This window comes from Polynucleobacter sp. AP-Nino-20-G2 (assembly GCF_018688235.1).
GTDB lineage: Bacteria > Pseudomonadota > Gammaproteobacteria > Burkholderiales > Burkholderiaceae > Polynucleobacter.
The window spans coordinates 1129142-1154847 of the sequence record NZ_CP061313.1 but is presented as its reverse complement, the minus strand read 5'-3'; the positions used below and the strand labels follow the sequence as shown (position 1 = coordinate 1154847).

At 48.6% G+C, this 25706-nt stretch carries 21 protein-coding genes and 1 pseudogene; 21 read left to right on the top strand and 1 reads right to left on the bottom strand.

Features of this window, described 5'->3' with window-relative positions; all coding sequences use genetic code 11:
- The first annotated feature begins 2 nt into the window (after positions 1-2).
- The 8 genes and pseudogenes from FD960_RS05985 to rlmD all read left to right on the top strand — a co-directional run bounded on the left by FD960_RS05985 (position 3) and on the right by rlmD (position 10387).
- Complete coding sequence (locus FD960_RS05985; RefSeq protein WP_251369747.1) at positions 3-1520, top strand: TolC family protein; 1518 nt, start codon at positions 3-5, stop codon at positions 1518-1520.
- 9 nt (positions 1521-1529) lie between these two features.
- A complete protein-coding gene (locus FD960_RS05980; RefSeq protein ID WP_215297866.1) occupies positions 1530-2789 on the top strand; it encodes an efflux RND transporter periplasmic adaptor subunit in 1260 nt (419 codons plus the stop codon).
- Positions 2790-5867 carry an efflux RND transporter permease subunit gene (locus FD960_RS05975; protein WP_215297865.1) on the top strand — a complete coding sequence of 1026 codons (3078 nt, stop codon included), beginning with the start codon at positions 2790-2792 and terminating at the stop codon, positions 5865-5867.
- 1 nt (position 5868) lies between these two features.
- Complete coding sequence (surE, locus tag FD960_RS05970) at positions 5869-6660, top strand: 5'/3'-nucleotidase SurE (RefSeq protein ID WP_215297864.1); 792 nt, start codon at positions 5869-5871, stop codon at positions 6658-6660.
- Between the two features lie 29 nt (positions 6661-6689).
- Positions 6690-7313 (top strand): annotated as a pseudogene (locus FD960_RS05965) (protein-L-isoaspartate(D-aspartate) O-methyltransferase); the annotation flags it as partial.
- An 8-nt stretch (positions 7314-7321) separates the two neighbouring features.
- Entirely contained in the window at positions 7322-8104 is a 783-nt protein-coding gene (locus FD960_RS05960; protein ID WP_251369746.1) for a peptidoglycan DD-metalloendopeptidase family protein, read from the top strand.
- A 32-nt stretch (positions 8105-8136) separates the two neighbouring features.
- The gene (locus tag FD960_RS05955) at positions 8137-8958 is read left to right on the top strand and encodes a 3'-5' exonuclease (RefSeq protein WP_215297861.1); all 822 of its coding nucleotides are present in this window, start codon (positions 8137-8139) and stop codon (positions 8956-8958) included.
- Positions 8951-10387 (top strand): 23S rRNA (uracil(1939)-C(5))-methyltransferase RlmD, encoded by a 1437-nt coding sequence (rlmD, locus tag FD960_RS05950; RefSeq protein ID WP_215297860.1) that lies wholly within the window; start codon positions 8951-8953, stop codon positions 10385-10387. The genes FD960_RS05955 and rlmD overlap by 8 nt, the downstream gene beginning before the upstream one ends.
- 85 nt (positions 10388-10472) lie before the next feature.
- On the opposite strand, the gene FD960_RS05945 is transcribed toward rlmD, so the two are convergent.
- On the bottom strand, positions 10473-11174 hold the full coding sequence (locus FD960_RS05945; protein WP_215297859.1) for a Bax inhibitor-1 family protein: 702 nt from the start codon (positions 11172-11174) through the stop codon (positions 10473-10475).
- A 305-nt stretch (positions 11175-11479) separates the two neighbouring features.
- Here FD960_RS05945 and ndk point away from each other — a divergent pair, with 305 nt between their 5' ends.
- From ndk to FD960_RS05880, 13 genes are all read left to right on the top strand, one after another.
- Positions 11480-11905, top strand: coding sequence for a nucleoside-diphosphate kinase (ndk, locus tag FD960_RS05940; protein WP_215297858.1), 426 nt, complete (start codon positions 11480-11482; stop codon positions 11903-11905).
- A 90-nt stretch (positions 11906-11995) separates the two neighbouring features.
- Positions 11996-13177 carry a 23S rRNA (adenine(2503)-C(2))-methyltransferase RlmN gene (rlmN, locus tag FD960_RS05935; RefSeq protein WP_215300618.1) on the top strand — a complete coding sequence of 394 codons (1182 nt, stop codon included), beginning with the start codon at positions 11996-11998 and terminating at the stop codon, positions 13175-13177.
- 17 nt (positions 13178-13194) lie between these two features.
- On the top strand, positions 13195-14463 hold the full coding sequence (ispG, locus tag FD960_RS05930; RefSeq protein WP_215297857.1) for a flavodoxin-dependent (E)-4-hydroxy-3-methylbut-2-enyl-diphosphate synthase: 1269 nt from the start codon (positions 13195-13197) through the stop codon (positions 14461-14463).
- Between the two features lie 59 nt (positions 14464-14522).
- On the top strand, positions 14523-15842 hold the full coding sequence (hisS, locus tag FD960_RS05925; RefSeq protein ID WP_215300617.1) for a histidine--tRNA ligase: 1320 nt from the start codon (positions 14523-14525) through the stop codon (positions 15840-15842).
- 47 nt (positions 15843-15889) lie between these two features.
- On the top strand, positions 15890-16549 hold the full coding sequence (locus tag FD960_RS05920; RefSeq protein ID WP_215297856.1) for a tetratricopeptide repeat protein: 660 nt from the start codon (positions 15890-15892) through the stop codon (positions 16547-16549).
- Positions 16549-17703, top strand: a complete 1155-nt coding sequence (bamB, locus tag FD960_RS05915; protein ID WP_215297855.1) for an outer membrane protein assembly factor BamB — start codon at positions 16549-16551, stop codon at positions 17701-17703. The genes FD960_RS05920 and bamB overlap by 1 nt, the downstream gene beginning before the upstream one ends.
- On the top strand, positions 17700-19064 hold the full coding sequence (gene der / locus FD960_RS05910) for a ribosome biogenesis GTPase Der (RefSeq protein ID WP_215297854.1): 1365 nt from the start codon (positions 17700-17702) through the stop codon (positions 19062-19064). Before bamB ends, der begins: the two co-directional genes overlap by 4 nt.
- A 172-nt stretch (positions 19065-19236) precedes the next feature.
- Complete coding sequence (hfq, locus tag FD960_RS05905; RefSeq protein ID WP_173960446.1) at positions 19237-19479, top strand: RNA chaperone Hfq; 243 nt, start codon at positions 19237-19239, stop codon at positions 19477-19479.
- Complete coding sequence (hflX, locus tag FD960_RS05900; RefSeq protein ID WP_256441636.1) at positions 19439-20713, top strand: GTPase HflX; 1275 nt, start codon at positions 19439-19441, stop codon at positions 20711-20713. Before hfq ends, hflX begins: the two co-directional genes overlap by 41 nt.
- Positions 20706-22208 (top strand): FtsH protease activity modulator HflK, encoded by a 1503-nt coding sequence (gene hflK, locus FD960_RS05895; RefSeq protein WP_215297853.1) that lies wholly within the window; start codon positions 20706-20708, stop codon positions 22206-22208. The genes hflX and hflK overlap by 8 nt, the downstream gene beginning before the upstream one ends.
- Positions 22208-23077 carry a protease modulator HflC gene (gene hflC, locus FD960_RS05890; RefSeq protein ID WP_215297852.1) on the top strand — a complete coding sequence of 290 codons (870 nt, stop codon included), beginning with the start codon at positions 22208-22210 and terminating at the stop codon, positions 23075-23077. The genes hflK and hflC overlap by 1 nt, the downstream gene beginning before the upstream one ends.
- Before the next feature lie 22 nt (positions 23078-23099).
- Positions 23100-24263 (top strand): ATP phosphoribosyltransferase regulatory subunit, encoded by a 1164-nt coding sequence (locus FD960_RS05885; RefSeq protein ID WP_215297851.1) that lies wholly within the window; start codon positions 23100-23102, stop codon positions 24261-24263.
- A gap of 52 nt (positions 24264-24315) precedes the next feature.
- Positions 24316-25656 (top strand): adenylosuccinate synthase, encoded by a 1341-nt coding sequence (locus tag FD960_RS05880; RefSeq protein ID WP_215297850.1) that lies wholly within the window; start codon positions 24316-24318, stop codon positions 25654-25656.
- Positions 25657-25706: the final 50 nt, after the last annotated feature.

Genomic DNA, 25706 nt, shown 5'->3' with positions numbered 1-25706 from the left:
AAATGCGCTTAGCGCTACATACAACAGCGACCCCTATGAAAAGGGTGGCTTGTGCCGTTGCCTCTCTGTTTTTTACCGCCTCTGTTTTTGCACAATCAAATTCTGCAAATGTCGGTATCCCAGCTTCAGTGACGGTTCAGACTAGTGAGTCCAAGGATTCTTTGTCTGCGCCACCAATGGTTAGTAATGAGCCGGCGGCAAACCCGGCCAATGCTTCATCACTATTTGCGCCAGTAAAACCCAGCAATACGCCAAAGATCTACACCAAGGGTGCGCCATCAGGTCCTTCCGAAATGGATTTGCGTCAGCTCTGGACGGAATTGAAGTTAAATAATCCACAACTGTCTTCCCTGCGTGAGTCTTACCTCTCCGCAAAAGCGACTGTGCCGCAAATTGCTGCGCCATCTAATCCGCAGGTCGGCTTAGTGTGGTCTGGGATGCCGGTAAATTCCCCGTTTGCTTTGGGTGGAGCAAATGCGCCAAGTGCTGCCAACTCAGGCGGTATTAGTAGCAATAACTCGATTTCCGTTACCCAAGCATTTCAGTTCCCGGGCAAGAAAAGCTTGGCGGCCAATATTGCCGATACCAATGCTGAGGCTTTGTTGGCGCAAACCGAATCCACTTATTTGCAATTGGGTGCGCAACTCTCGACTTTGTATTACGGTGCACTGGCTTCACAGAAACAACTTCAGGTTTTGAAAGAGTCCGTGTTGCGTTTGGAAATGATTAAGAACGTCGCTAAAGCGCGTTACTCCAATAATGCCGCCGCCTATGTTGAATACCTCAATGCACAAGTATCACAAAGTGCTGCGCAGGCTGATCAATTTAATGTGGAGCGTCAACTTCAGGTTGCATTGAACAATATCAACACCCTAGTTGGCCGTCACTCAAGAGAGAAGTTGGTATTGCGGGGTGATGTACGTCGCGCTATGACAGGTATGCCTACCTTGATTGAGTTGGAAGACTATGCAGAGTCTAGTCATCCATCCTTGAAGAGCTCCGCATTGCAATTAGATGCCGCCCGCAAAGGGGTTGACCTGGCGAAGAAGGCGTATTTGCCAGACTTCCAGGTGATTGGTTCATCCTACACGCCACGCGGTCCATTTGCTGCAAATAATGGCGCTTTGTTTTATCAGTTTGAGCTAGATCTCGTTATTCCTTTGTATTTCTTTACCAAGGAAAAGTATGGTGTGGAGCAGGCGCAGCGTAATCAAGCGGCTGCTGAGGCGGGCGATATTTCCAATCGTCAGCAGATCGTGCTGGCCGTGAACAGCGCTTACGCCGCTTACGAGCAAGCGAAAAATCAAACCCAATTTTTAAAAGAGCGCCAAGTTCCGCAAGCAGATGCTGCATATAAGGTGGGCTTAACGCAGTACTCCAATAATGGTCAGGGATTTAACGATTTGCTGACAGCGCAAACACAATTGCGCAATCTCGAAGTTCAATTAGCGCTGGCGGAGAGCAATCTCTTGCAGGCGCAAGCGACATTGCTAGTGACATCTGGCAAAGAACCTTTTTAAGGAGCAGTGTTGAAAGACAAAATTATTTCTTTCTTGAAGTCTGCGCTCAAAACGCTTGGAGAGCTTTGGAGTCGATTGCTGCATAAGGCCAGCGCCAAAGAAGAAGAGATCCGCAAATCCTACTGGGCATTGCCACCTGCGACGCGAGCTCGTATTCGCCTCATGGCCATTTGCATTTCAATACTCATGCTTGGAATTGTGATTGGCTTAGCTGTTAACGTAAACCGCCCGGTGAAACTTGAGAAGAGTGATAAAAGTCTCAAGATTGAAAAAACAGGATCAATGGAGTTGCGTTTGCAGGGTGTTGAGCTCAACCCTGATATTTATATTTTTCAAACCGCAGTGAAGGTTCCCGTTCCAGTTGAGCTCAATGTGCCTGGCCGCCTGGCTTTTAATGCCGAAAAATCGAAGGTACTCTCCGCTCGAGCGCCGGGCAGGGTAGAGCGTATTTATGCTTTTGATGGTGCTGATGTCAGTGTCGGATCTCCAGTGGTTGAACTGTATAGCCCAGAATTTATTTCCGCTCAGCAGGAGTTTTTGTTGTCTTCCAAGATGGCAAAAGTCCTTGAGGAAAATAAAACAATGAGCGATCTCTTGGGTGACGCTCGCATTACCCAGCAGGCCGCTGCTAACCGCATGCGCAATCTGGGTGCTGGAGAAGGTGAAATTAAGTCTTTAGAAAAAACAGGGAAGACTCAGCCCAATCTTGTGATGCGTTCGCCATTAGAAGGAATTGTGGTCAAGCGCTCCGTTGAGCCTGGATCAATTGTGAATTCAGGGGATGTCTTAGTTACTCTGGCCAATCCTAAAGAGTTGTGGTTTTTAGGAAGCGTGTACGAACAAGATATTCGGAAGATTCAAAAAGGACAGACAATGATTTTGCGTTCGCAGTCCTATCCCGATAGAGAGTTCATTGCTACCGCCAATTACATTGCTCCAGTGATTGATCCTGAGACTCACGCCTTATTAATCCGTTGCGATGTTGAGAACCCAGATGGCTTCTTGCGCCCGGATATGTATGTCAATGCCAGATTAAAAATTGGAGATGCTGAAGCAGTAGTTGTGCCCCAGTCAGCTATCGTTCGCATTCGTGAAATGCGTTACGCCATCATTAAGACAGCTCCTGATACCTTCCGCCGGTTTGTGGTTAAAGGCTATGACTTAGATGGAAAGCGCTTCGCGGTTACCGAGGGTCTTGAGCCTGGAATGCAAGTATTGACTGATGGCGCGGTCCTATTGAATGACCGTTTCGCCAAGCAGGAGGAATAAGTGAGTTTAGTTACCTCATTTATTCGGGGGGTTTTAGAAAAGCGCGTCGTTATTTTGATCGCTTCTGGCATATTGCTTTGCTTGGGCGCATTCAGCCTAAAAGAGTTGCCGATTCAGCCATACCCCGGTGTCGCGCCATTGACTATTCAGGCGATTTCTCAATGGCCTGGTCGAAGCACGACTGAGGTAGAGCAGCAAGTCACGATTCCAGTTGAGAATGCGCTTGCTGGTATTCCTGGGGTAAAGACGTTTCGTTCTGTTTCTTTATTTGGCCTATCCGTTGTTACTCTGAAATTTAATGACAATGCTGATCCCTTTAAAGCACGACAGATTTTTATTACCAGCCTGTCCAATGTGGCATTTCCGCCGGGGGTGAACTCTAGCGTTAGCCCTGATTCGGATGCGACTGGGGAGATTTTGCGTTACCAGGTTAAATCTGATTACGCATCGCCTACGCGATTAAAAACTTTACAGAACTATGAGATCTATAAAGAGTTAAAGCAAACACCGGGTATCGCTGATGTCTCATCCTTTGGCGGTAAGGTTCGTCAGTACCAGGTGATTGTCAGCCCTGAAAGTCTTCAATCCAAGGGTGTAACGGTTCCGCAGTTAATTGACGCCCTATCAAAGGCAAATGACAATACTGGCGGCGGCGTTCTTCCTAGTGGGGAACAGCAATTTGTTGTGCGTGGCGTTGGTTTGTTGCGCAATATCGAAGATATTAAGCAGGTAGTTATTGCGGTGAATAAAGGTGTGCCGATTCGGATTGGCGATGTAGCCACAGTACAGATTGGCAATGCCCCAAGATTGGGTTTATTCCAGTTTGACGACAATCCAGATTCAGTAGAAGGGATTGTTTATTTGCGTCGCGGTGAGAACGCATCTGAAGTTTTGGCTAGAGTCCGCGACAAGATATCCAATATCAATAATCACATTTTGCCGCCTGGCATTGAGGTCAAACCTTTCTATGATCGCCAGGTATTGCTAGACATTACTGTTGGCACAGTGAAGCACACCATGTTTTTTGGTATCACGATGGTGTTGGCGTTGCTGTATCTCTTTTTGGGTAACTTGCGTGCTGCAGCTGTGGTTGCTGCGGTCATTCCGCTGGCGCTGTGCTTTTCCTTCATTCAGATGTATCTATTCAATGTGCCTGCGAATTTAATTTCCCTAGGTGCAATTGACTTCGGTGTGATCGTCGATGCCGCGGTCATCATTACTGAGAATGTGATGCGTCACCTGGAAGAGGGCGGCAACCGCCTGAAGCAAAGTATTATTTTGGCGACTAGTGAAGTGCAGCGCGCGATGGTGTATTCAACCAGCATCATTATTGTTGCCTATTCACCGTTATTTCTCATGGGTGGTGTCGAGGGCATTATCTTTAAGCCAATGGCCTTCACCATGGGCTTTGCTCTGATAGCTTCGATCATTTTGAGTCTAACCTTTTTGCCGGCTGCGATTTCTTTGGTATTCGGCGATAAATTCCACCATGCGCCACCTAAATTCATTACTTGGATGTTAGAGCGTTATAAGCCTTTACTGCGTAAATGGATGGATCACCCGCGCCATGTCATTGCTGTATCTGTTTTCATTTTAGGTATAACGCTATTGAGTGCTACCCGTTTGGGAACAGCATTCTTGCCGACTCTTGAGGAAAATAATATTTGGCTGCGTGTGACATTGCCAAATACGGTTGATTTGGATTATTCAATCAAAGTTGCCAATCAATTGCGCGAGATCTTTTTAAAACAGCCAGAGCTGGAGAAAGTGGCCGTACAAATTGGTCGTCCAGATGATGGAACGGATTCAACAGGGGTATTTAACCAAGAATATGGGCTTTATCTCAAGTCTCCAGAAGAGATGCCTAAGGGGTCGAGCAAGGCTTTATTGCTACAACACCTTCAGGCAGAGTTAAACAAGATCCCGGGCGCTAACTTTAGCTTCTCGCAATATATTCAAGATAACGTCAATGAGGCGCTTTCTGGAGTGAAGGGTGAAAACTCGGTCAAGATTTATGGCGCAGATTTAGATGTCCTAAATCAAAAGGCGCACGAGGTTGTGGCTCAACTCAAAAAAGTGCGCGGCATTGAAGATGAAAATATCTTGAAGGAGTTGGGTCAACCGACTTTAAATATTCAGATTGATCGAGAGCAGGCTGCTCGCTACGGTGTGAATGTAAGTGATATTCAAACAGTGGTAGCCAATGCAATTGGCGGAGCTCCGGTATCGAATTTCCTCGAAGATGAAAAAACCTTTGGCATCGCGGTTCGCCTCAATGAGGCTAGCCGTAACGACATTCCTGATGTTGCTAGTTTGCTGATTGACACACCCAATGGTCAAAAGGTACCACTCTCCATGGTCGCCAATGTGCGCCTGACGGATGGCCCTTTCTTTATTTACCGAGAGGCTGGTCGACGCTATATCGCAGTAATCTTTAGTGTGCGCAATAGGGATTTGGGTGGCGCCGTTGAAGATGCCAAGTATCTCGTCGAGAAAAATGTCGCCTTGCCAACCAACTATACGATTGCATGGGATGGTCAGTTCAATCAAATGAAAGCTGCTCAGCAAAAGTTGATGGTCATCATTCCGCTCACGCTGCTGGCGATCTTCTTGTTGTTGGTTGCTGCATTGGGCAATATTCGTGATGCTGTGATTGTGTTGATCAACGTACCCTTTGCCGCTATTGGCGGCATTATCGCCTTGCATCTTGGTGGTGAGACTTTGAGTATTTCAGCGCTCTTTGGATTCTTATCTTTATTCGGCATCGCCATTCAAGATGGTGTCATTTTGATTTCCTATATTAATAAGACCGTTGCTGAGGAGCATGGCGCCATGAAAGATGCCATGGTGGATGGGGCGGCATTGCGTGTAAGGCCGGTACTGATGACTGCCATGCTTGCTGGCCTCGGACTTTTACCTGCAGCTCTGTCTCACTCGATTGGCTCCGAAGCGCAGCGACCTTTGGCCTTGGTCATTGTTGGTGGTATGGTGACAACAACGATCTTAACTTTATTGGTTTTACCAGTACTTTACGCTTCGCTCAGAGGTAGGGGTAAACACAGTCAGGGACTCATTTGATATGTCAGAACATCAACAGCCGCATATCCTGATCTCTAACGATGATGGGTATCTTGCGCCAGGTCTTTTAGCTCTGGTCAATGCGATTCGTCCATTGGGTCGCGTGACCGTGATTGCTCCTGAGCAAAATCACAGTGGCGCCTCTAACTCATTAACGCTGTCTAGACCGCTGTCGATTCATCGAGTAGCGGGCGGTGAGCGCGATGGTTTTTTATTCGTCAACGGCACTCCAACCGATTGTGTGCATATCGCTATGACCGGTTTCTTGGAAGAGAAGCCGGACCTCGTGGTCTCTGGCATCAATCAAGGCGAGAACATGGGTGAGGACACTCTGTACTCCGGTACTGTGGCTGCCGCTGTCGAGGGTGTCATGTTTGGTGTACCCGGCATTGCCTTCTCGCAAATTGATAAAGGCTGGAATCGTATTGATGATGCCGCTAAAGCCGCTCACGATATCGTCGCGCAAATGTTGGTATCGAAGCTTGCGCATACAGAAGGCGCGGCAACTTTACTGAACGTCAATATTCCTAATCGACCCTATGCTGATTTATATCGTTGGCGCGTTACCCGCTTGGGTAATCGCCACCATTCTCAGCCGGTAGTGGTGCAAAAAAGCCCACGTGGCGAAGAGATTTATTGGATTGGCGCAGCAGGGGATGCTAAAGATAGCTCTGAAGGAACGGACTTTCATGCGATTGATGATGGCTGCATTTCCATTACGCCAATGCAGTTGGACTTAACGCATCACGCCCGTCTAGCGGCCATGCGTGCTAATGGTTGGGACCGCGGTTGAAGCCTGCAGTAGAACGGAATGCCGGTCATCGGCACGCCTTAGCAGCGAAAGTACTCGCTGCTGGGGTAAAGCACCACAAAACATTAGAAGCGATCGCTACAGTGCCGCGTCATGCTTTCATGGATGCGGGCATGCATCCACAAGCTTATGAAGATACCGCTTTACCCATTGGACATTCTCAAACGATTTCTAAGCCATCCGTAGTGGCTCGCATGATCGAGTTGCTGCATAAGCCAAGACACAAGCTTGGCAAAGTTTTAGAAATCGGCACAGGTTGCGGTTATCAGGCGGCAGTCCTCAGTTTGTTGGCGGATGAGGTCTATTCAATTGAACGTATTCGTCCATTGCATGACATGGCAAGGGCTAAGTTGAGGCCATTTCGGATTAATAATCTGCGACTCATTTATGGTGATGGCATTTTGGGTCTTCCTCAAGCAGCCCCATTTGATGGAATCATCCTGGCTGCCGCTGGCTTGGGTATTCCGGATGCCTTATTGGATCAGTTGGCTATTGGCGGTCGCTTAGTTGCCCCAGTTGCCAAAAATGAAAAAGAGCAGCAATTGATTATGGTCGAGCGAATGAGCTCCCAGCGCTACCAAAGAACCGTTCTGGACGAGGTCTTTTTTGTCCCCTTACAATCAGGGGTAGTATGAGAGATCCAATGACTTCAATCGCCAAACTCCTTCTATTGCTTGCCGCTATTGCCTCATTAGCAGTCAATGTGGGTTGCTCTTCAACACCGCGCGCTAAGCCTGCGAATGTAGTTGATCGCAGTGGTGGTAGCAGCGAGCCAGCTCCTCCTGGGTACTATCGCGTCAAACGCGGCGATACCTTGGCGCGCATTGCTTTGGATAATGGTCAGTCCCCTCGAGATGTGGCGCAGTGGAACAATATGTCCAACCCCAATCAGATTGAAGTGGGAGATCTGATTTTGGTAAGACCGCCAGCCGGTCCAAAGACTCCTGTTAAGCCGGTAAGCAAAACCCCAAGCAATATCGATGCTCCAAAGACAGATGTACCAAAAGCAGACGCATCTAAAGTAGATGCTCCTAAAGCAGATGCTTCAAAAGAAATGGTTGCTGAGCCAGGCATTCGTTTGTCATGGCCCGCTAAAGGTAAAGTTACCGAAGAGTTCAATGATAAGAATAAGGGTATTGATATCGCTGGAAAACTCGGTGAGTCAGTTGCCGCCGCCTCCGATGGCAAGGTAGTCTATGCCGGTAATAGTCTGCGTGGCTATGGCAATCTTGTGATCATCAAGCATGACAATACCTACTTAACCGCTTATGCCCATAACCGCACACTGTTAGTAAAAGAAGGTGATACGGTTAAGAAGGGGCAAAAGATTGCCGAAATGGGTGACACCGATGCGAATGCAGTCAAGCTCCACTTTGAATTACGTGTAAATGGCAAACCGGTAAATCCAACGCCATATTTGCAGTAATTGCCGCTTAATTCATTTCTCGTTAATTGAGTATGGCAACTGTTCTCGTATTTGATATTGAAACGATTCCCGATGTCGCGGGCTTACGTCGACTTGACGATTATCCAGACTCGATGTCAGATAGCGAGGTTGCTGCAAAAGCGATGGCTGAGCGTGCCGAGAAAACCGGTAGTGAGTTTCTTCCTTTGTACCTTCAGCGCATATGCGCTATCTCTTGCGTCATTCGTAGGACCACTAAAGATGGCTCGCCTCAAATCAAGGTAGGCACCCTGGGAACGTCAGAAGATGATGAGAAGGTGCTCATTCAAACTTTCTTTGAGCTCATTGAAAAATACACTCCGCAATTGGTTTCATGGAATGGCAGTGGCTTTGATTTGCCAGTGCTGCATTACCGCGCTTTAGCCAATCATGTGCAAGCACCGCGCTATTGGGAGATGGGCGAGAGTCAAGAAAACGATAGCCGCGAGTTTAAGTGGAATAACTACATCAGCCGTTATCACATGCGCCATCTCGATATGATGGATCTCTTAGCAAAATTCAATGGTCGTGCTAACGCCCCATTGGATGGCTTGGCAAAACTTTGCGGATTCCCCGGCAAGATGGGGATGGATGGCAGTCAGGTTTGGCCAGCCTATCAAGATGGCAAGATCGATGACATTCGACGCTATTGTGAAACCGATGTGGTGAATACCTATCTCATGTATTGCCGCTTTCAATTGATGCGCGGCGGCTTTTCTTTGGAAGAGTACAAAGAAGAAATCATTTTCGTAAAAGAGTATTTGGAGAATCTCGCAAAAGAACCTAATGGCGCGCAATGGCAAGAATATCTTTTAGGCTTTGCTCCGGATGCGTAGAGGAGAAAAGCCAGTTCATATCGTCGTGACTGAGCCAGTGCGGGTAGAGTCTCTTGATCTTGATGCGCAAGGGATAGCGCGTTTGGCGCCAAATGAAGAAGAGGCTGCGCAAGGCCAAAGCGGCAAGGTGGTCTTTATTCAAGGCGCATTGCCCACTGAGTTGGTTTCTTACGTGATTACCCGTGATAAAGCCCGCTTTAGTAAGGCCAAAGTTCTCGACATATTAAAACCCGCTGTATTTAGGGCTGAGCCCAAATGCAAAGCCTTTGGCGTCTGTGGCGGCTGCACGATGCAGCATTTGGATATTCGGGCGCAGGTTGCCATGAAGCAACGTGTATTGGAAGATGATCTAAAACACATTGCGAAAGTCGCGCCTGAAGAACTTCTTCGTCCGATGGGTGGTCCCGCTTGGGAGTACCGTCATCGCGCACGATTGAGCGCTGTCAATCGCTCGATCAAAAAAGGCACTGTTTTGATCGGTTTTCATGAGGGCAAGAGTGGCTATGTAGCGGATATGACAGCTTGTGAGATTTTGCCTAAACATGTCTCTGATCTGCTTCCGGAAATGCGCAAATTGGTGATGGGTTTATCGATCGTTGATCGCATGCCCCAAATTGAAATCGCCGTAGGTGAGCCTGAGGATCCAAATTCTGATGACCTCAAAAAATTAAAGCCGGTAACGGCATTGGTATTTCGCACGCTCTTACCCTTAACGCCTGCCGATGAGCAATTACTTAAGGATTTTGCTGATCAATATCAGGTATGGATTTGGTTGCAGCCCAAAGGGATTGAAACCGTCGCGCCGTTTTACCCATTGACTGGCAAGCTTTGTTATCGCTTGCCTGAGTTTGAGGTGGAAATGCCGTTTAAGCCGGCGGATTTCACACAAGTGAACCATATGATGAATCGCGCGCTGGTTAGTCGCGCCATTCGCCTGTTGGAGGTAAAGCCATCTGATCGTGTACTGGATTTGTTCTGTGGCATTGGTAACTTCACCTTGCCGCTGGCAAGAAGAGCAAAGAGTGTGTTGGGTATCGAGGGCTTGGCGAGCTTAACCACCAGGGCCAATGAAAATGCGCTTCATAATGGCCTGGCTGATAAAGCAAGCTTTATGCAGAGCAATTTATTTGAGGTGAGCACCGAGACCATTGCTTCGTGGGGTAAAGCGGATCGTTGGTTGATGGATCCACCGCGTGAAGGTGCAATGGAGATTTGTCAGGCATTAGCGCAATTGCATGAGCAGGGTAGTGACCTACCGCCTCAACGCATTGTGTATGTTTCTTGCAATCCTAAAACACTTGCGCGGGATGCCGAGATTTTGTGTCACCAGGCTGGCTATACTCTCAAGAGCGCGGGCATTGTTAATATGTTCCCTCACACCTCCCATGTGGAGTCGATGGCGGTATTTGAAAGGCCCTATGCTACCTAGCATTAATGAATCTTGAGACAAAGAAAAAGGCGCCTAATCAGGCACCTTTTCTATTCAGTCAGCACTGAAGCGATGCAATGACAGCTTAGTCTCTATCACCACCAACAATACCTAAGAGTGCCAGCAAGTTTGTGAAGACGTTGTATACGTCCAGATAGATTGCCAGGGTAGCCATGATGTAGTTAGTCTCACCGCCATTGATGATGCGTTGTACATCCACCAGGATGAATGCGGAGAAGATCGCGATTGCCAAAACCATCACAGTCAACATCAGAGCAGGGAGGTGTAGCCAGATATTTGCCAATGAGGCAACGATCAAGAGCAGCACGCCAACCATCAACCATTTACCCAAGCCAGAGAAGTCACTCTTGCTGACGGTCGCAATACTGGCCATGACAGCAAAAATTGTCGCTGTGCCACCAAAGGCCAACATAATCAAAGCAGCACCATTGCTGTAGCTGTTGAGTGTGTAGCCGATTAAGCCGGACATCATGATGCCCATGAAGAAAGTGAAGCCCAAGAGCAGTAGAACGCCTAGGCCAGTGTCCTTGTTTTTCTCAATTGCCCAGAAAAAGCCGAAAGCGACCGCCATAAAGACGATGAAACCCATAAATGGGCTACCTGCCATGATGTTTAGTCCAAAGGCAACGCCAAGCCAGGCGCCAATGACGGTAGGAACCATCGAGAGTGCCAAGAGGGCATAAGTGTTGCGCAGTACGCGGTTGCGTATCTGGGGGGTGCTAATCGAGCTAGATTGCCCAAAGCCGTAAGAGTTCAGATCACTCATATTGACTCCTTCTTCTAAGTAATTACACGAGCCCACGAGGGGCTGTTGTCAGCAAGTATAGACAAATTGGGTGAATTTCAAGCCCCCAATCAGATCAGGGGATAAAGGACTACAAATCGCAGGGTTATGCCCTGTAAATTCAAAGGCTTAGCCCCACCTAGATCAGGGTAAATACGGTTAGGCGATGTATAATTCGGGGGTCGCTGAAATCCTAGTGCGCTATAGGAGGCGGGAGAGGAGTCCTCTCCAAGCCCCTTGAAGTGCCATTTCAGCTTAAACCTTTGAAATCACTATTGGAGTTTTACATGGCTATTGAACGCACCCTTTCTATTATCAAACCTGATGCTGTAGCAAAAAACGTTATCGGCAAGATCTATGACCGTTTCGAATCAGCTGGTTTGAAGATTGTTGCGTCCAGAATGGCGCACTTGTCACAAAATGAAGCCGAGCAGTTCTACGGCGTTCACAAAGATCGTCCTTTCTTCAAAGATTTGGTGAGCTTCATGATTTCTGGTCCTGTAATGATTCAGGTATTAGAAGGCGAAGGCGCTATTGCTAAGAACCGCGATTTGATGGGTGCTACTGATCCTAAGAAAGCAGAAAAAGGCACAATCCGCGCTGATTTTGCTGACAGCATTGATGCTAACGCTGTGCATGGTTCAGACGCTCCTGAAACAGCTGCTGTGGAAGTGGCATTCTTCTTCCCTGGCATGAACGTATTCAATCGTTAATTGACGATTGTTAACGAACAAGCTATTTATACATAAGTAGGCGCATTGACCTCCCCGCGCGTAAATCTCTTAGATTTTGACGCCGACCAAATGGCGGCGTATGTCGCGGGGTTGAATGAAAAGCCCTTTCGGGCGAAGCAACTCATGCAATGGATACACCAACGCGGTGTTTCTAATATCAATGACATGAGTGATTTAGCTAAAAGCTTTAGAGCGAGCTTGCTCGATAAAGCAGAAGTTCTTTCTCTCCCGGTACTAAAAGACGAGCAAGCGCATGATGGCACCCGTAAGTGGTTGCTGGATGTGGGGGCTGGCAATGCCGTGGAGTCGGTATTTATTCCCGAAGATGATCGCGGTACTCTGTGCATCTCCTCGCAAGCGGGTTGTGCGGTTAATTGCCGTTTTTGCTCAACAGGGCATCAAGGCTTCTCTCGTAATCTAACTGCAGGCGAGATTATTGGTCAGCTTTGGTTTGCTGAGCACCTGCTGCGTAATGATCCCAATGCTGTGCGCCGTGTTGAAGAATATCCAACGCCAGGCTGGGAACATACTGGCCGAGTGATCTCAAACGTAGTCTTAATGGGCATGGGCGAGCCACTACTCAATTACGACAATGTCGTAACCGCCTTGCGCCTCATGCTCGACGATAGAGCGTATGGCCTATCACGTCGTCGTGTCACCGTTTCTACATCAGGCGTGGTGCCGATGATCGATCGCTTGGCAAAAGATTGTCCAGTAGCATTGGCAGTGTCATTGCATGCGCCGAACGATAAGTTGCGCGATCAACTCGTGCCACTGAATCAAAAATATCCATTACGAGAATTGCTTGCTGCCTGTGAGCGCTATTTACCGTTTGCACCAAGGGACTTCTTAACCTTTGAATATTGCATGCTCGATGGCGTGAATGATTCTGACATTCAGGCAAAAGAATTGGTGCGCTTGCTGGCGAACATTAAGTGCAAAGTCAATCTCATTCCATTCAATCCTTTCCCTGAGTCGGGGTTAAAGCGTTCACCATCGCAACGGGTTCATGCCTTTGCCAGCATTTTGTTAGATGCCGGCATGGTGGCTACTGTACGTAAAACGCGTGGGGATGATATTGCCGCAGCCTGTGGTCAGCTAGCAGGTGATGTGGTCGATCGCACACGTGTGCGTGAGCGCGCAGTGCATGATGCAAAAATTGTTCATGACGAACAAGACGATGAAGATGACAGTCAAGATGCGCAGTCTACTGAGCATCCAGTGCAATGGCTCAAAAGATTAGACGATTGATGTATTTAAAAAGTTACATGAGTAATTTATCAAACAATCTTCCAAAGCTGCCTTTAGGTCCAGCACCTAAGCGCGCTACGCGTCAGGCTACGGTAGCCTGGAAAACCAACATCATTACGATTGGTGGCAATGCACCCGTTCGCGTTCAGTCGATGACCAACACCGATACTGCTGATGCAGTAGGGACCGCGATTCAGGTAAAAGAATTAGCCCGCGCCGGTTCGGAGATGGTGCGTATCACGGTCGATACACCAGCTGCCGCTGCAGCCGTTCCCTACATTCGTGAGCAGTTAGACAAGATGGATGTCTTAGTGCCGTTGATTGGCGACTTTCATTACAACGGCCACACCTTATTAAACGACTACCCGGACTGCGCTCAGGCTTTATCAAAGTACCGCATTAATCCGGGCAACGTCGGCAAAGGCGCTAAGCGCGATCCCCAATTTGCGCAAATGATTGAAGCGGCATGTAAATACGATAAGCCGATTCGGATTGGTGTGAACTGGGGGAGCCTAGATCAAGATTTGCTCGCCAGCATTATGGATAGCAATGCCGCATTGGCAGTCCCAAAGACTGCGCAAGAAGTGATGATCGAGGCCTTGATTCAGTCGGCGCTACAGTCTGCTGAAAAAGCGGTGGAGTTCGGCATGAACCCCGATCAAATTTTATTGTCTTGTAAAGTCAGTAACGTGCAAGACTTGGTAGCTGTATATCGCGATCTTTCACGTCGCTCTGAATATCCCTTGCATTTGGGTCTCACTGAAGCGGGCATGGGAAGCAAGGGGATTGTTTCCTCTACGGCGGCGATGGCTATTTTGTTGCAAGAAGGCATTGGCGATACCATTCGCGTATCACTGACTCCAGACCCAGGCGCACCGCGCGAGAATGAAGTCATCGTTGCCCAAGAAATCTTGCAAACCATGGGTCTGCGTAATTTCACACCCATGGTGATTGCGTGCCCTGGTTGTGGCAGAACAACCAGTACGACCTTCCAAGAACTAGCGGCGAATATTCAGTCCTATTTACGTCAGCAAATGCCGGTATGGAAAAAGACGCATCCCGGCGTTGAGAATATGAATGTCGCTGTAATGGGTTGCATCGTGAACGGTCCAGGCGAAAGCAAGCATGCCAATATTGGTATCTCATTGCCCGGTACTGGTGAGACTCCAGCGGCACCTGTCTTTGTTGATGGCGTCAAAGTGAAAACTTTGCGTGGTGACAATATCGCCCAAGAGTTTCAGTTGATTGTTGATGATTACGTGAATCAGAACTACGCACCTAAATAAGCAATCCCCGAGAGCGCCAAAATAATAACAATAGCAATCAAGATAACTCTATGCACATCATGACCGAGCAAGTAAAAGCACAAAAGATTCAAAAAATTAATGGCGTACGCGGCATGAATGATCTCTTGCCCGCCGATGCTGCTCAGTGGACACATTTAGAGCATGTCTTGCGTGATTTAACTCGTGCTTACGGTTATGAGTTCCTGCGCACTCCGATTGTGGAGGCGACGGCGGTATTTCAGCGTGGCATTGGTGAGGTGACTGATATTGTTGAGAAGGAGATGTATTCCTTTGAAGATCGCCTCAATGGCGAGCAGCTGACATTGCGCCCCGAAGGTACTGCTGCTTTAGTGCGTTCCGTCATTGAGAACAATTTGCTCTACGAAGGGCCAAAGCGCCTTTGGTACACCGGCCCGATGTTCCGTCACGAGCGTCCACAACGTGGTCGCTATCGTCAGTTTCATCAGTTTGGTATTGAGGCTCTTGGATTTGCCGGTCCTGATATTGATGCAGAAATCATTTTGATGGGTCAGCGTCTTTGGGATGAGCTGGGTTTGAAAGGTGTGCGCCTAGAGATCAATTCTCTCGGGCAGGCAAATGAGCGTGCTGAGCACCGCGCTGCTCTAGTGGCCTACTTTGAGAAGAATCAAGCCCAACTCGATGAAGATTCACAGCGTCGTTTGCTGACCAATCCATTGCGTATCTTGGATTCTAAGAATCCAGCAATGCAGGATTTGATTGAAGGCGCGCCGAAGTTATTGGATTTCCTGGGTGAAGAGTCCTTGAAGCATTTTGAGGCAGTTCAGGCTTTGCTTAAAGCCAACAACATCCCTTGCAAGATCAATCCTCGTTTGGTGCGTGGCTTGGATTACTACAACTTGACGGTATTTGAGTGGATTACCGAAGAACTGGGTGCACAGGGAACGATTGCTGGCGGCGGTCGTTATGACCCCCTCATTGAGCGTATGGGCGGTAAAGCTGCCCCAGCTTGTGGTTGGGCGATGGGGATGGAGCGCGTTCTGGAGTTGATGAAGGTTTCAGGATCTCTGCCGGTGCCACAAGCTCAATGCGATGCTTTTGTGATTCATCAGGGTGGCGAGACCCTTACTGCGGCCATGATTATTGCGGAACGCTTGCGTAATGCTGGTATTGATGTGATTCTGTTTTGCCCTCCAGATGGCCAAACAGCGAGCTTTAAGTCCCAAATGAAGAAAGCTGATGCGAGTGGGGCGGCTTATGCTGTCATTATTGGCCCTGATGAGATGACTAAAAACGAAGCTCAGCTCAAGGATTTACGCACCAGTGGCGAGCAAAAGGCGGTAGCCTTGGATAGCGTGGTGGATGCTGTAATTGATGCCATTGTGGGCGCCACCGAATAGAATGAAGATATTCATTATTAATACTGTATTTATTAGCTTGGAATGACATGCCTTTAGACCTAGAAGAACAAGAACAGTTAGAGCAATTTAAAGCGTTTTGGCAAAAGTATCGCAACCTGATTACCGGTGTTGCGACTGTGCTTTTGTTTGCCTATGCAGCCTATAGCGGCTACCAATGGTGGCGTACAAGTCAAGCTGCAGCCGCTTCTCAGTTATACGAAACAATGGTGACTGCGATTGGTAAGGGTGACAAGGATCAAACTTTGCGAGCGGCCGACGATTTGCAAAAGCAATTCTCTGGCACGCCTTATGCGGCGATGTCTAGTTTGGTTGCTGCCAAGATTGCTTCTGATGCGGGTGATGCTGCTAAGTCTATGGATTACTTGCGCTGGGCGGCGAAGAACTCCTCTGACAAGGGCTACCTGGCTTTGGCTAAATTGCGTTTAGCTGCTCAACTCATTGAGCAGGGCGCTAAAAAGGATTTTGCTGAGGCGGATGCTATTTTGAATGAGAAGCCAGTTGCCGGATTTGAGGCACTTTGGATGGAGCGCCGTGGAGATTGGTATTTGGCGCAGAAGAATACTGCGGATGCGCGTAAGAGTTATGAGGCAGCTTGGAAGCAGTTAGATCAATCAAAAGAGTTTCCGGAAGAGGCGCACCGCCTCTTAAAAGTGAAGTTAGATGCCGTTGGAGGAGTGGCTCAGTGATGGTGGATTGCAAACGTGTAGCAAAACTAGTAACTACAGCTGTTGTCATTGGCTCTGCTGTTGTTGCCTTGGTGGCCTGTTCAGGTGGCTCACGTGTGCGTAAGCCGGCGGAGCTCGTTCCTGTCAGCAATCAATTTGATCTGACTCCCGTTTGGTCAACTGGTGTTGGCTCGTCTGAGTCATTTAACTTTCATCCAGCGGTTGCTGGCGATGCCGTTTATGCGGCATCCCATCGCGGTAATTTAGCGAAGATTGATTTGCGCACTGGAGAGAAGATCTGGGAAGTGTCAGTACCGGATCGTTTATCGATCGGCCCAGGATCCGACGGTCGCACGACGGCCGTAGTGACAACCAAGGGGACTGTGTATGCATATGACGATACCGGTAAGCCGATTTGGAATTTCAATGTTGGTAGCGAAGTATTGACTGAGCCTGTTGTAGCTGGTGGGGTAGTGGTGATCCGCGCTTTGGATAACCGCTTTGTTGGATTGGATGCCCAAACTGGCGTACGTAAATGGACTTATCAACGTCAACAATCCGCCTTATCTTTGCGGGTTGGCTACGGCATGCTCCCAATTGGCAATGAAGTGATTGTGACTGGCTTTGCTGGTGGTCGCTTTGGGATGATCGCGATTGCGAATGGCGGTCTGGTTTGGGAGACACCGATTTCCTTTCCAAAAGGCTTCTCAGAAATTGAACGCTTAAATGATGTGACTGCTAAGCCTAGTATGGAAGGCGAGATTATTTGCGCAGTTTCTTATCAAGGCCGAGTCGGTTGTGGCCAAGCGCGTACTGGAAACCTACTGTGGTTCAAGGACTACTCTAGCTATACCGGTACAGCCCAAGGTCCTAATTTGGTGTTCTCCTCTAATGAGAGGTCTTATGTCACTGCATTTGCTGTGAAAGATGGTTCGCAGGTTTGGGAAAATACCCAGCTGACTTTTAGAGATGTTGGTGAGCCCATGGCCGTAGGAAGAGTTTTACTCGTGGGTGATGCGCAAGGTTATGTGCATGCACTCTCACAAGAGAATGGCGAGATGCTTGCACGGATTCGTCATGACAGCAGTCCAATTACAGCCGCACCGATTGCGGTGAACGGCCTCATCTTGATTCAATCTCAAGGTGGAAAACTAGCGGCGTACAGTCCAAAATGAATCCAGTAATTACTATTGTCGGTCGTCCTAACGTTGGTAAATCGACGCTTTTTAATCGCCTCACGCGTTCACGTGATGCCTTGGTAGCGGACTTCTCCGGCTTAACCCGGGATCGTCACTACGGCAAAGGTCGCATTGGTGAGCGTGCGTTTATTTGTGTGGATACCGGTGGTTTTGAGCCTGTTGCTAAGACCGGTATCGTGGCCGAGATGGCCAAGCAAACCAAGCAAGCCGTTGCTGAGTCCGATGTGATTATTTTCTTGGTGGATGGCCGTTTAGGTATGGCGCCACAAGATCGAGTGATTGCGGATTTCTTACGCAAGACTGGTAGACCGGTCATCTTGGCAGTAAATAAAACGGAAGGCATGCAGGCAGGTGTTGTGACTGCGGACTTTCATGAGCTGGGATTGGGTGAGCCATTTCCGATCTCATCAGCACACGGTGATGGGGTACGCGGCTTAATTGATGATGCCTTGGATTCATTGGGCATCCCCGAGCCGGAACCAGAAGACAAGGATGATGATCCGAACCGCCCGATGAAGATCGCGGTAGTGGGTCGCCCAAACGTTGGTAAATCGACCTTAATCAATAAGTTGATCGGCGAAGAGCGCGTGATCGCGTTTGATATGCCTGGAACGACCCGTGATGCGATTGAAGTTCCGTTTGAGCGTAACGGTAAGCCATACATCTTGGTGGATACCGCTGGATTGCGTCGCCGTGGCAAAGTATTCGAAGCGATTGAGAAGTTCTCTGTTGTCAAAACCTTGCAAGCGATTGCGGATTGCAATGTGGTCATCCTCATGCTCGATGCCCAGCAAGACATTTCTGAACAAGATGCGCATATTGCCGGATTTATTGTTGAAGCAGGGCGTGCATTAGTGGTTGCCGTGAACAAGTGGGATGGCATTGATTCCTATGTCAAAGAGCGTGCGCGTTTAGAGATTGCGCAAAAACTACGCTTCCTTGATTTTGCTAATGTGCATCCGATCTCTGCTAAAAAGGGCACAGGCCTCAAAGAGTTGTTTAAGGATGTGGATGCAGCTTATGCCGCAGCTATGGCTAAGTTGCCAACACCAAAACTCACCCGCATTTTGCAAGAGGCTATTGAGCATCAGCAGCCTAAGCGTGTGGGTATGGGCCGCCCAAAATTGCGTTATGCCCACCAAGGTGGCATGAATCCCCCCATTGTGGTGATTCATGGAACCTCTTTAAGTGGTGTAACGGATAGCTACAAGCGCTATCTAGAAGGTCGTTTCCGTGACGTATTTAAGTTGCGCGGCACGCCTTTGCGCATTCAGATGAATACCGCCAAAAACCCTTATGTTGACGCAGACAAAGGCAAAAAGGGCAAAAAGAAGTAAAAAGGTATAAAAACCCAGGTACAGTTTTAATGATGTTGAATTGATTGGTGGATGGGGCTTGATTTTGATGAATCAGACCCCTTATGCCAGAGGTAGACAGTTAGCGTAAGTTGCATTAATAAAAAAGCAAGACTCCCTAAATAAAAAAGCCTAAAAATCCAAAAGGAGCAGTATGAATAACAGCAAAATCCAATTACTACAGGATCCTTTCCTCAATGCCCTGCGCAAAGAGCATGTACCTGTCTCAATCTATTTGGTAAACGGTATCAAGTTACAAGGCAATATTGAATCTTTTGATCAGTATGTCGTGTTGTTGCGTAATACCGTGACGCAGATGGTTTACAAACACGCCATCTCCACGATCGTTCCTGCTCGTGCAGTTGAATTCCGTACGGAAGAAGTTAGCCCTGTATAAAACCGGTGTAGATGCGGCTCGCGCTGTCCTGGTTGGTGTAGATACTGGACGCGAGGATTTTGCAGATAGCATGGCAGAACTCAGCCTCCTGGCTGATAGTGCCGGCTCTATACCCACAGCCAGCGTTATTGCCCGAAAGGGTAGAACCGATCCCGCTTTGTTTATTGGATCCGGCAAGGCAAATGAGCTCAAGAAGGTGATGGAAGAGCAGGGCGCTGAGCTGGCGATTTTCAATCACCCGCTTTCCCCAACGCAACAACGTAACCTTGAGCGCCATATTGGCTTTCATGTAATGGACCGTACCGGCCTCATTTTGGATATCTTTAGCCAAAGAGCGCAAAGTCACATTGGTAAAACCCAAGTAGAGCTAGCTCAGGTGCGCTACCGCATGTCACGTCTGGTGCGCGCTTGGAGTCATTTGGAGCGTCAACGTGGCGGTATCGGTGTGCGCGGTGGACCGGGTGAAACCCAGATGGAGCTAGACCGCCGCATGCTGGCAACCAAGGCAAAGCGCCTCGAAAACGAGCTAGAAAAGCTTCAGCGCCAGCAAAGAACCCAAAGAAGGGCCAGAAACCGCAAGGATGTTTTCTCGGTTTCCTTGGTTGGATACACCAATGCCGGCAAATCCACCTTATTTAATGCCCTGACAAAAGCCGGCACTTATGCGGCCGACCAGCTTTTTGCCACCCTGGATACCACCTCCAGAAAGGTCCATTTGGACGAAGTGGGCTCAATTGTGGTCTCCGATACCGTAGGTTTTATCCGAGAATTGCCGCATCAGCTTGTAGAGGCGTTTAGAGCCACTTTGGATGAAACCATCCATGCCGACCTGATATTGCACGTTATTGATGCCTGTAGCCCGGTTGCTCGTGAGCAAAAGGCGGAAGTAGAGGCGGTTTTACGCGAAATCGGGGCGGATGACATCCCTCGGATTGAGGTCATGAACAAAATTGATCAAATGCCCCAAACCTTTACAGAGGGTGCGGTTTTAGTGCGGGATTCTGAGGGTATTCCGAGTCAGATTTTCCTGTCGGCTAGGACTGGCCTGGGGCTCGATTTATTACGCTCCGCCCTGGCCGAATGCTCTCAAATGACTGATAGAATAAGGGTCGAGCAGAATCGTGCCAAGGTCCAGATGGCCCCAGACGAGTTTTTAGCTCCTTTACCCGAACGACCAGAGACTTCTGAATTTAATCCGATTCCCAACCGAAAATATTCACCAAACAATGCGTAAATTTCTTGAGCTGTTTTCGGTAAATGATCCAGGCTGGGGTAATAGTCACCCCGGAAGTGGACCCAAAGATGCTAAAGATGGGCAGGGCGGGGGTCAAGCCCCTCAATCTAATCCAGAGTCCGACAAGCCGGTAGAAGCTCAGCCCAAAAACCCGCAGTCAAATAACCAACCCGCCAAACCAGATGGCCCACCCGATCTGGACGAGTTGTGGCGCGACTTTAATGATCGTCTTGCTGGAATCTTTGGCGGCAAGAAAAAACCAGGCGGCTCATCCGCAAAACCCGCGAATAAGCCCAGTAGCACTGATATCCCTCCGCCATCACAACGTGGCAATAGCGGGGGTGGAAACAATGGCGGCGGCATGAGTGCGCCTGAATTTAATTTCACCAATCCGTTTGGCTCTAAAGCCACCGTTTTATTGGCAGTGGGTGGCGTCTTCTTGATTTGGATTTGCAGCGGCTTCTTCATCATTCAGGAAGGCCAAGCAGGTGTTATCTCTACTTTTGGTAAGTATGACTACACCGCTAAGCCGGGCATTAACTGGCGTATGCCTTGGCCCATCCAGTCTCAAGAGACGGTCAATCTATCTGGTGTGCGATCTGTAGAGGTTGGTCGCCCTGTGTTGATTAAGGCAACCAATCAAAAAGATTCATCCATGCTCACCGAAGATGAAAACATCATCGATGTGCGTTTTGCAGTTCAGTACCGCCTCAAGGATCCAACGGATTACTTATTTAACAACCGCGATCCTGATGCTGCAGTAATTCAAGCGGCTGAGACCGCCGTACGTGAAATCGTTGCGCGTAGCAAGATGGATACGGTGCTCTATGAAGGGCGCGAAAAAATCGGTATTGATCTCGCAAGCTCGATTCAGAAGATTCTGGATAGCTACAAGACGGGCATCTATGTCACTAGCGTCACCGTACAAAACGTGCAGCCCCCAGAGCAAGTTCAAGCTGCGTTTGATGATGCCGTGAAAGCCGGTCAAGATCAGGAGCGTTTGAAGAGCGAAGGCCAGGCTTACGCCAATGACATTATTCCTCGCGCAAAGGGGACCGCGGCTCGCTTAATTCAGGAGGCTGAGGGATATAAGGCTCGTGTAGTGGCAACGGCCGAGGGTGATGCGGCCCGCTTTAAACAAGTTCAAGCTGAATACGCTAAGGCGCCTGGTGTGACCCGTGACCGCATGTACATCGACACGATGCGAGAGATGTATAACAACGTAACCAAGGTGTTGGTTGATACCACCAAGAGCAATAGCCTTCTGTATCTTCCTTTAGATAAGATCGTGGCGCAAGTCAGTGCCGAAAGCACTCAAGCGGCTACTGGCCAAGCTCCTACAAGCACCCCAACAGGTTCAGTCACTGTCGGTGGTGCAACAGGCAATGCGCCGGCACCTGCAGCGGCCAATCCTGTAGTAACAACTCCACCCGCGGCAAATTCTTCGACCGATAAGCGCGATGGCTTGCGTAGTCGCGATCGGGAGGCAAGATAATGAACGCGAATCGTTTGCTTGCGGCCTTAGCTGGATTGATTGCCTTAACGTATGTTTTGGCTTCTAGTATTTTTATTGTTGATCAGCGTAACTTTGCTGTGGTGTTCTCATTTGGGCAAATCGTGCGAGTGATCGAGCAGCCTGGTTTGCAAATCAAATACCCGGCACCATTTGAGAGTGTGCGATTCTTTGATCGCCGCATCTTAACGATCGACAATCCTGAAGCAGAGCGCTTCATTACTGCCGAGAAGAAAAACCTCTTGGTGGACTCCTATGTGAAGTGGAGAATTGTTGATCCGCGTAAATTCTTTATCAGCTTTAAGGGTGATGAGCGTTTGGCTCAAGACCGTTTAACTCAGCTGGTTCGTTCAGCTCTGAATGAAGAGTTCACTAAGCGCACTGTTCGTGAATTGATTTCTGATCAGCGCGAGCAAGTGATGCAAGGTATTCGTAAGAAGGTTGCTGATGATGCTGCTGACATTGGCGTTGAAATTGTGGACGTGCGCCTAAAGCGTGTTGATCTCTTGGCGGAGATTAGTGATTCTGTATATCGCCGCATGGAAGCAGAGCGCAAGCGTGTAGCCAATGAATTGCGCTCAACCGGTGCTGCCGAGTCTGACAAGATTAGGGCGAATGCGGAGCGTCAGCGTGACACGATTTTGGCTGAAGCCTATCGTGATGCGCAAAAGATTAAGGGTGCGGGCGATGCGAGAGCAACTGCTTTGTATGCCGAGGCTTTTGGGCGCGATCCCCAATTTGCACAGTTCTATCAGAGTCTTGAGGCTTACCGTAGCTCATTCAAGGATAAGAAGGACGTCATGGTGGTTGAGCCGAACGGCGAGTTCTTCAAGTTCTTGCACAAAAAATAATGGAAAGTGAATATTTCAGATCATGAATCGTTGGTTACTTCCTGAAGATATTGCTGATGTGTTGCCGGCAGAAGCTCGCAAGGTCGAGACTTTGCGTCGCGCCATTTTGGATTTGTATCAATCCTATGGCTATGAATTGGTTGCTCCTCCGATTTTGGAGTTCTTGGATTCATTGTTGACCGGCACCGGCTCTGATCTGAATTTGCAAACCTTCAAGTTGGTGGATCAACTCTCTGGTCGCACTCTAGGTCTGCGCGCAGACATGACGCCGCAGGTAGCGCGTATTGATGCGCATCTGTTAAATCGTAAGGGTGTCACGCGTCTTTGCTATGCCGGCTCTATTGCGCATGCACGGACGCCGGTAGGTAGTGCAGCTCGCGAAGAACTACAACTGGGCGCTGAAATTTATGGCTGTGCCACTTGGGAGGCGGATTTTGAGGCGATCTCATTGCTATTAAAAACCTTAAGTGTTGCTGGTTTAAATACCGTCTATCTAGATCTCTCACACGCAGGTGTCCTAGAGGGAATTTTGGATGGTCAAAACATTAGCAAAGAAGATGTTGAGGCTCTCTATTCATTACTGCAAAGCAAGGATCGATCACGCTTAGCTATTTGGGCGAAGTGCTTGCCTGCCAAATCAGCAGAGGCGCTATTGGCGTTGACCGAATTAAATGGCCCTTGTGGAGAAGTTCTTGCTAAGGCAAAACAGATTCTGCCTAAGCACAAGTGCATTGATGAAGCATTGGCGCAATTAGAGAGGCTATCAACAGCTGCCGCCTGTTTCTCAAATGATGTGGAGCTGAGTATTGATCTGGCTGATTTGCGTGGCTATCAATATCACAGCGGTGTGATGTTTGCCGCCTATGTTGACAAGCTACCGCAGCCGATCGCGCGTGGTGGTCGCTATGATCATGTTGGTCAAGCGTTTGGACGCGCGCGTCCAGCCACCGGTTTTTCAATGGATTTGCTTACCTTGGCGAATTTATCGCCGCTGGCCCAGCGCAAATCCGCCATCGTGGCGCCTTGGATCGAAGATGCCAGCTTAGCTAATAAAATTGCTCAATTGCGGCAAGTGGGGGAAGTGGTAATTCAGGCGCTGGCGGGCGACGCAGTAGAAACTGCGGAATATCTGTGTGAACGTGAGCTGGTAAAGCAGGGTAGCTCATGGGAAGTGAAAAAGAAGTAAAGAAGCTTATTTAATAACGAACTAATTCTGTAATTACCTTTTGGATTTCATTATGTCTTCAAAGCAACAAGCTCATGGTCGTAACGTCGTAGTCATTGGCACCCAGTGGGGTGACGAGGGCAAAGGCAAAGTGGTTGATTGGTTAACCGATCATGCTCAAGCGGTAGTGCGCTTTCAGGGCGGACATAATGCGGGCCATACTTTAATCATTGGCGATAGGAAAACGATTCTGCGTTTGATTCCCTCCGGAATCATGCACAAGAATGTGATTTGCTATATCGGTAACGGTGTAGTGCTTTCTCCTGAGGCTTTGTTTAAGGAGATCGGTGAGCTCGAGGCTGCTGGATTAGATGTTCAGTCGCGCTTGAAGATCTCCGAGGCAACCACATTGATTCTGCCGTACCACGTCGCGATTGATCACGCGCGTGAAAAACGTCGTGGGGATGCGAAGATTGGCACTACTGGTCGTGGTATTGGCCCAGCGTATGAAGATAAAGTTGCGCGCCGTGCATTGCGTGTGCAGGATTTGTTCTATCCAGAAAAGTTCGCAACCCAGTTGCGTGAGAACTTGGAATATCACAATTTCATGCTCACCAACTACTACGGTGGGGAGTCAGTAGACTTTCAAAAAACATTGGATGAAGCGATGGCTTATGCTGACCGTATTAAGCCAATGGTGGTTGACGTTTCTAGCGCCTTGTATGCTGCAGAACAGGCTGGTCAAAATTTATTATTCGAAGGTGCGCAAGGCACCCTTCTTGATATCGATCATGGCACTTACCCATACGTCACATCGAGCAATTGCGTAGCGGGTAACGCAGCTGCTGGATCTGGTGTTGGGCCAGATTCCTTGCAATATATCTTGGGCATCACTAAAGCCTATTGCACCCGTGTTGGTGCGGGCCCTTTCCCAAGTGAGTTATACGATTTTGATAATCCTGCCAAGCAGGATCCGATCGGAGTGCGTTTGGCTGAGGTCGGTAAAGAATTTGGTTCAGTGACTGGCCGTCCACGCCGTACTGGTTGGTTGGATGCGGCGGCATTGAAGCGCTCCATTCAGATTAACGGCCTCTCTGGTCTTTGCATCACGAAGTTGGATGTCTTGGATGGTCTTGAAACAATCCGCCTGTGTGTTGGCTACAAGTTAGATGGTCAAACATTGGATGTATTGCCACGAGGCGCTGAAGCAGTTGCGCGTTGTGAGCCAATTTATGAGGATTTCCCAGGTTGGAAGGGGACGACTTTTGGCATCCGTGAATGGGACAAACTCCCAGCAGAAGCTCAAAAGTTCTTACGCCGTATCGAAGAAGTTGCCGGAAAGCCGATTGCCATGGTTTCTACGGGCCCTGAGCGTGATGAAACCATTCTCCTTCAGCATCCTTTCCAGAATTAATGGAAAATATTCTTTTACTTATTTAATTAACCAAATAACACTAGCTCCAA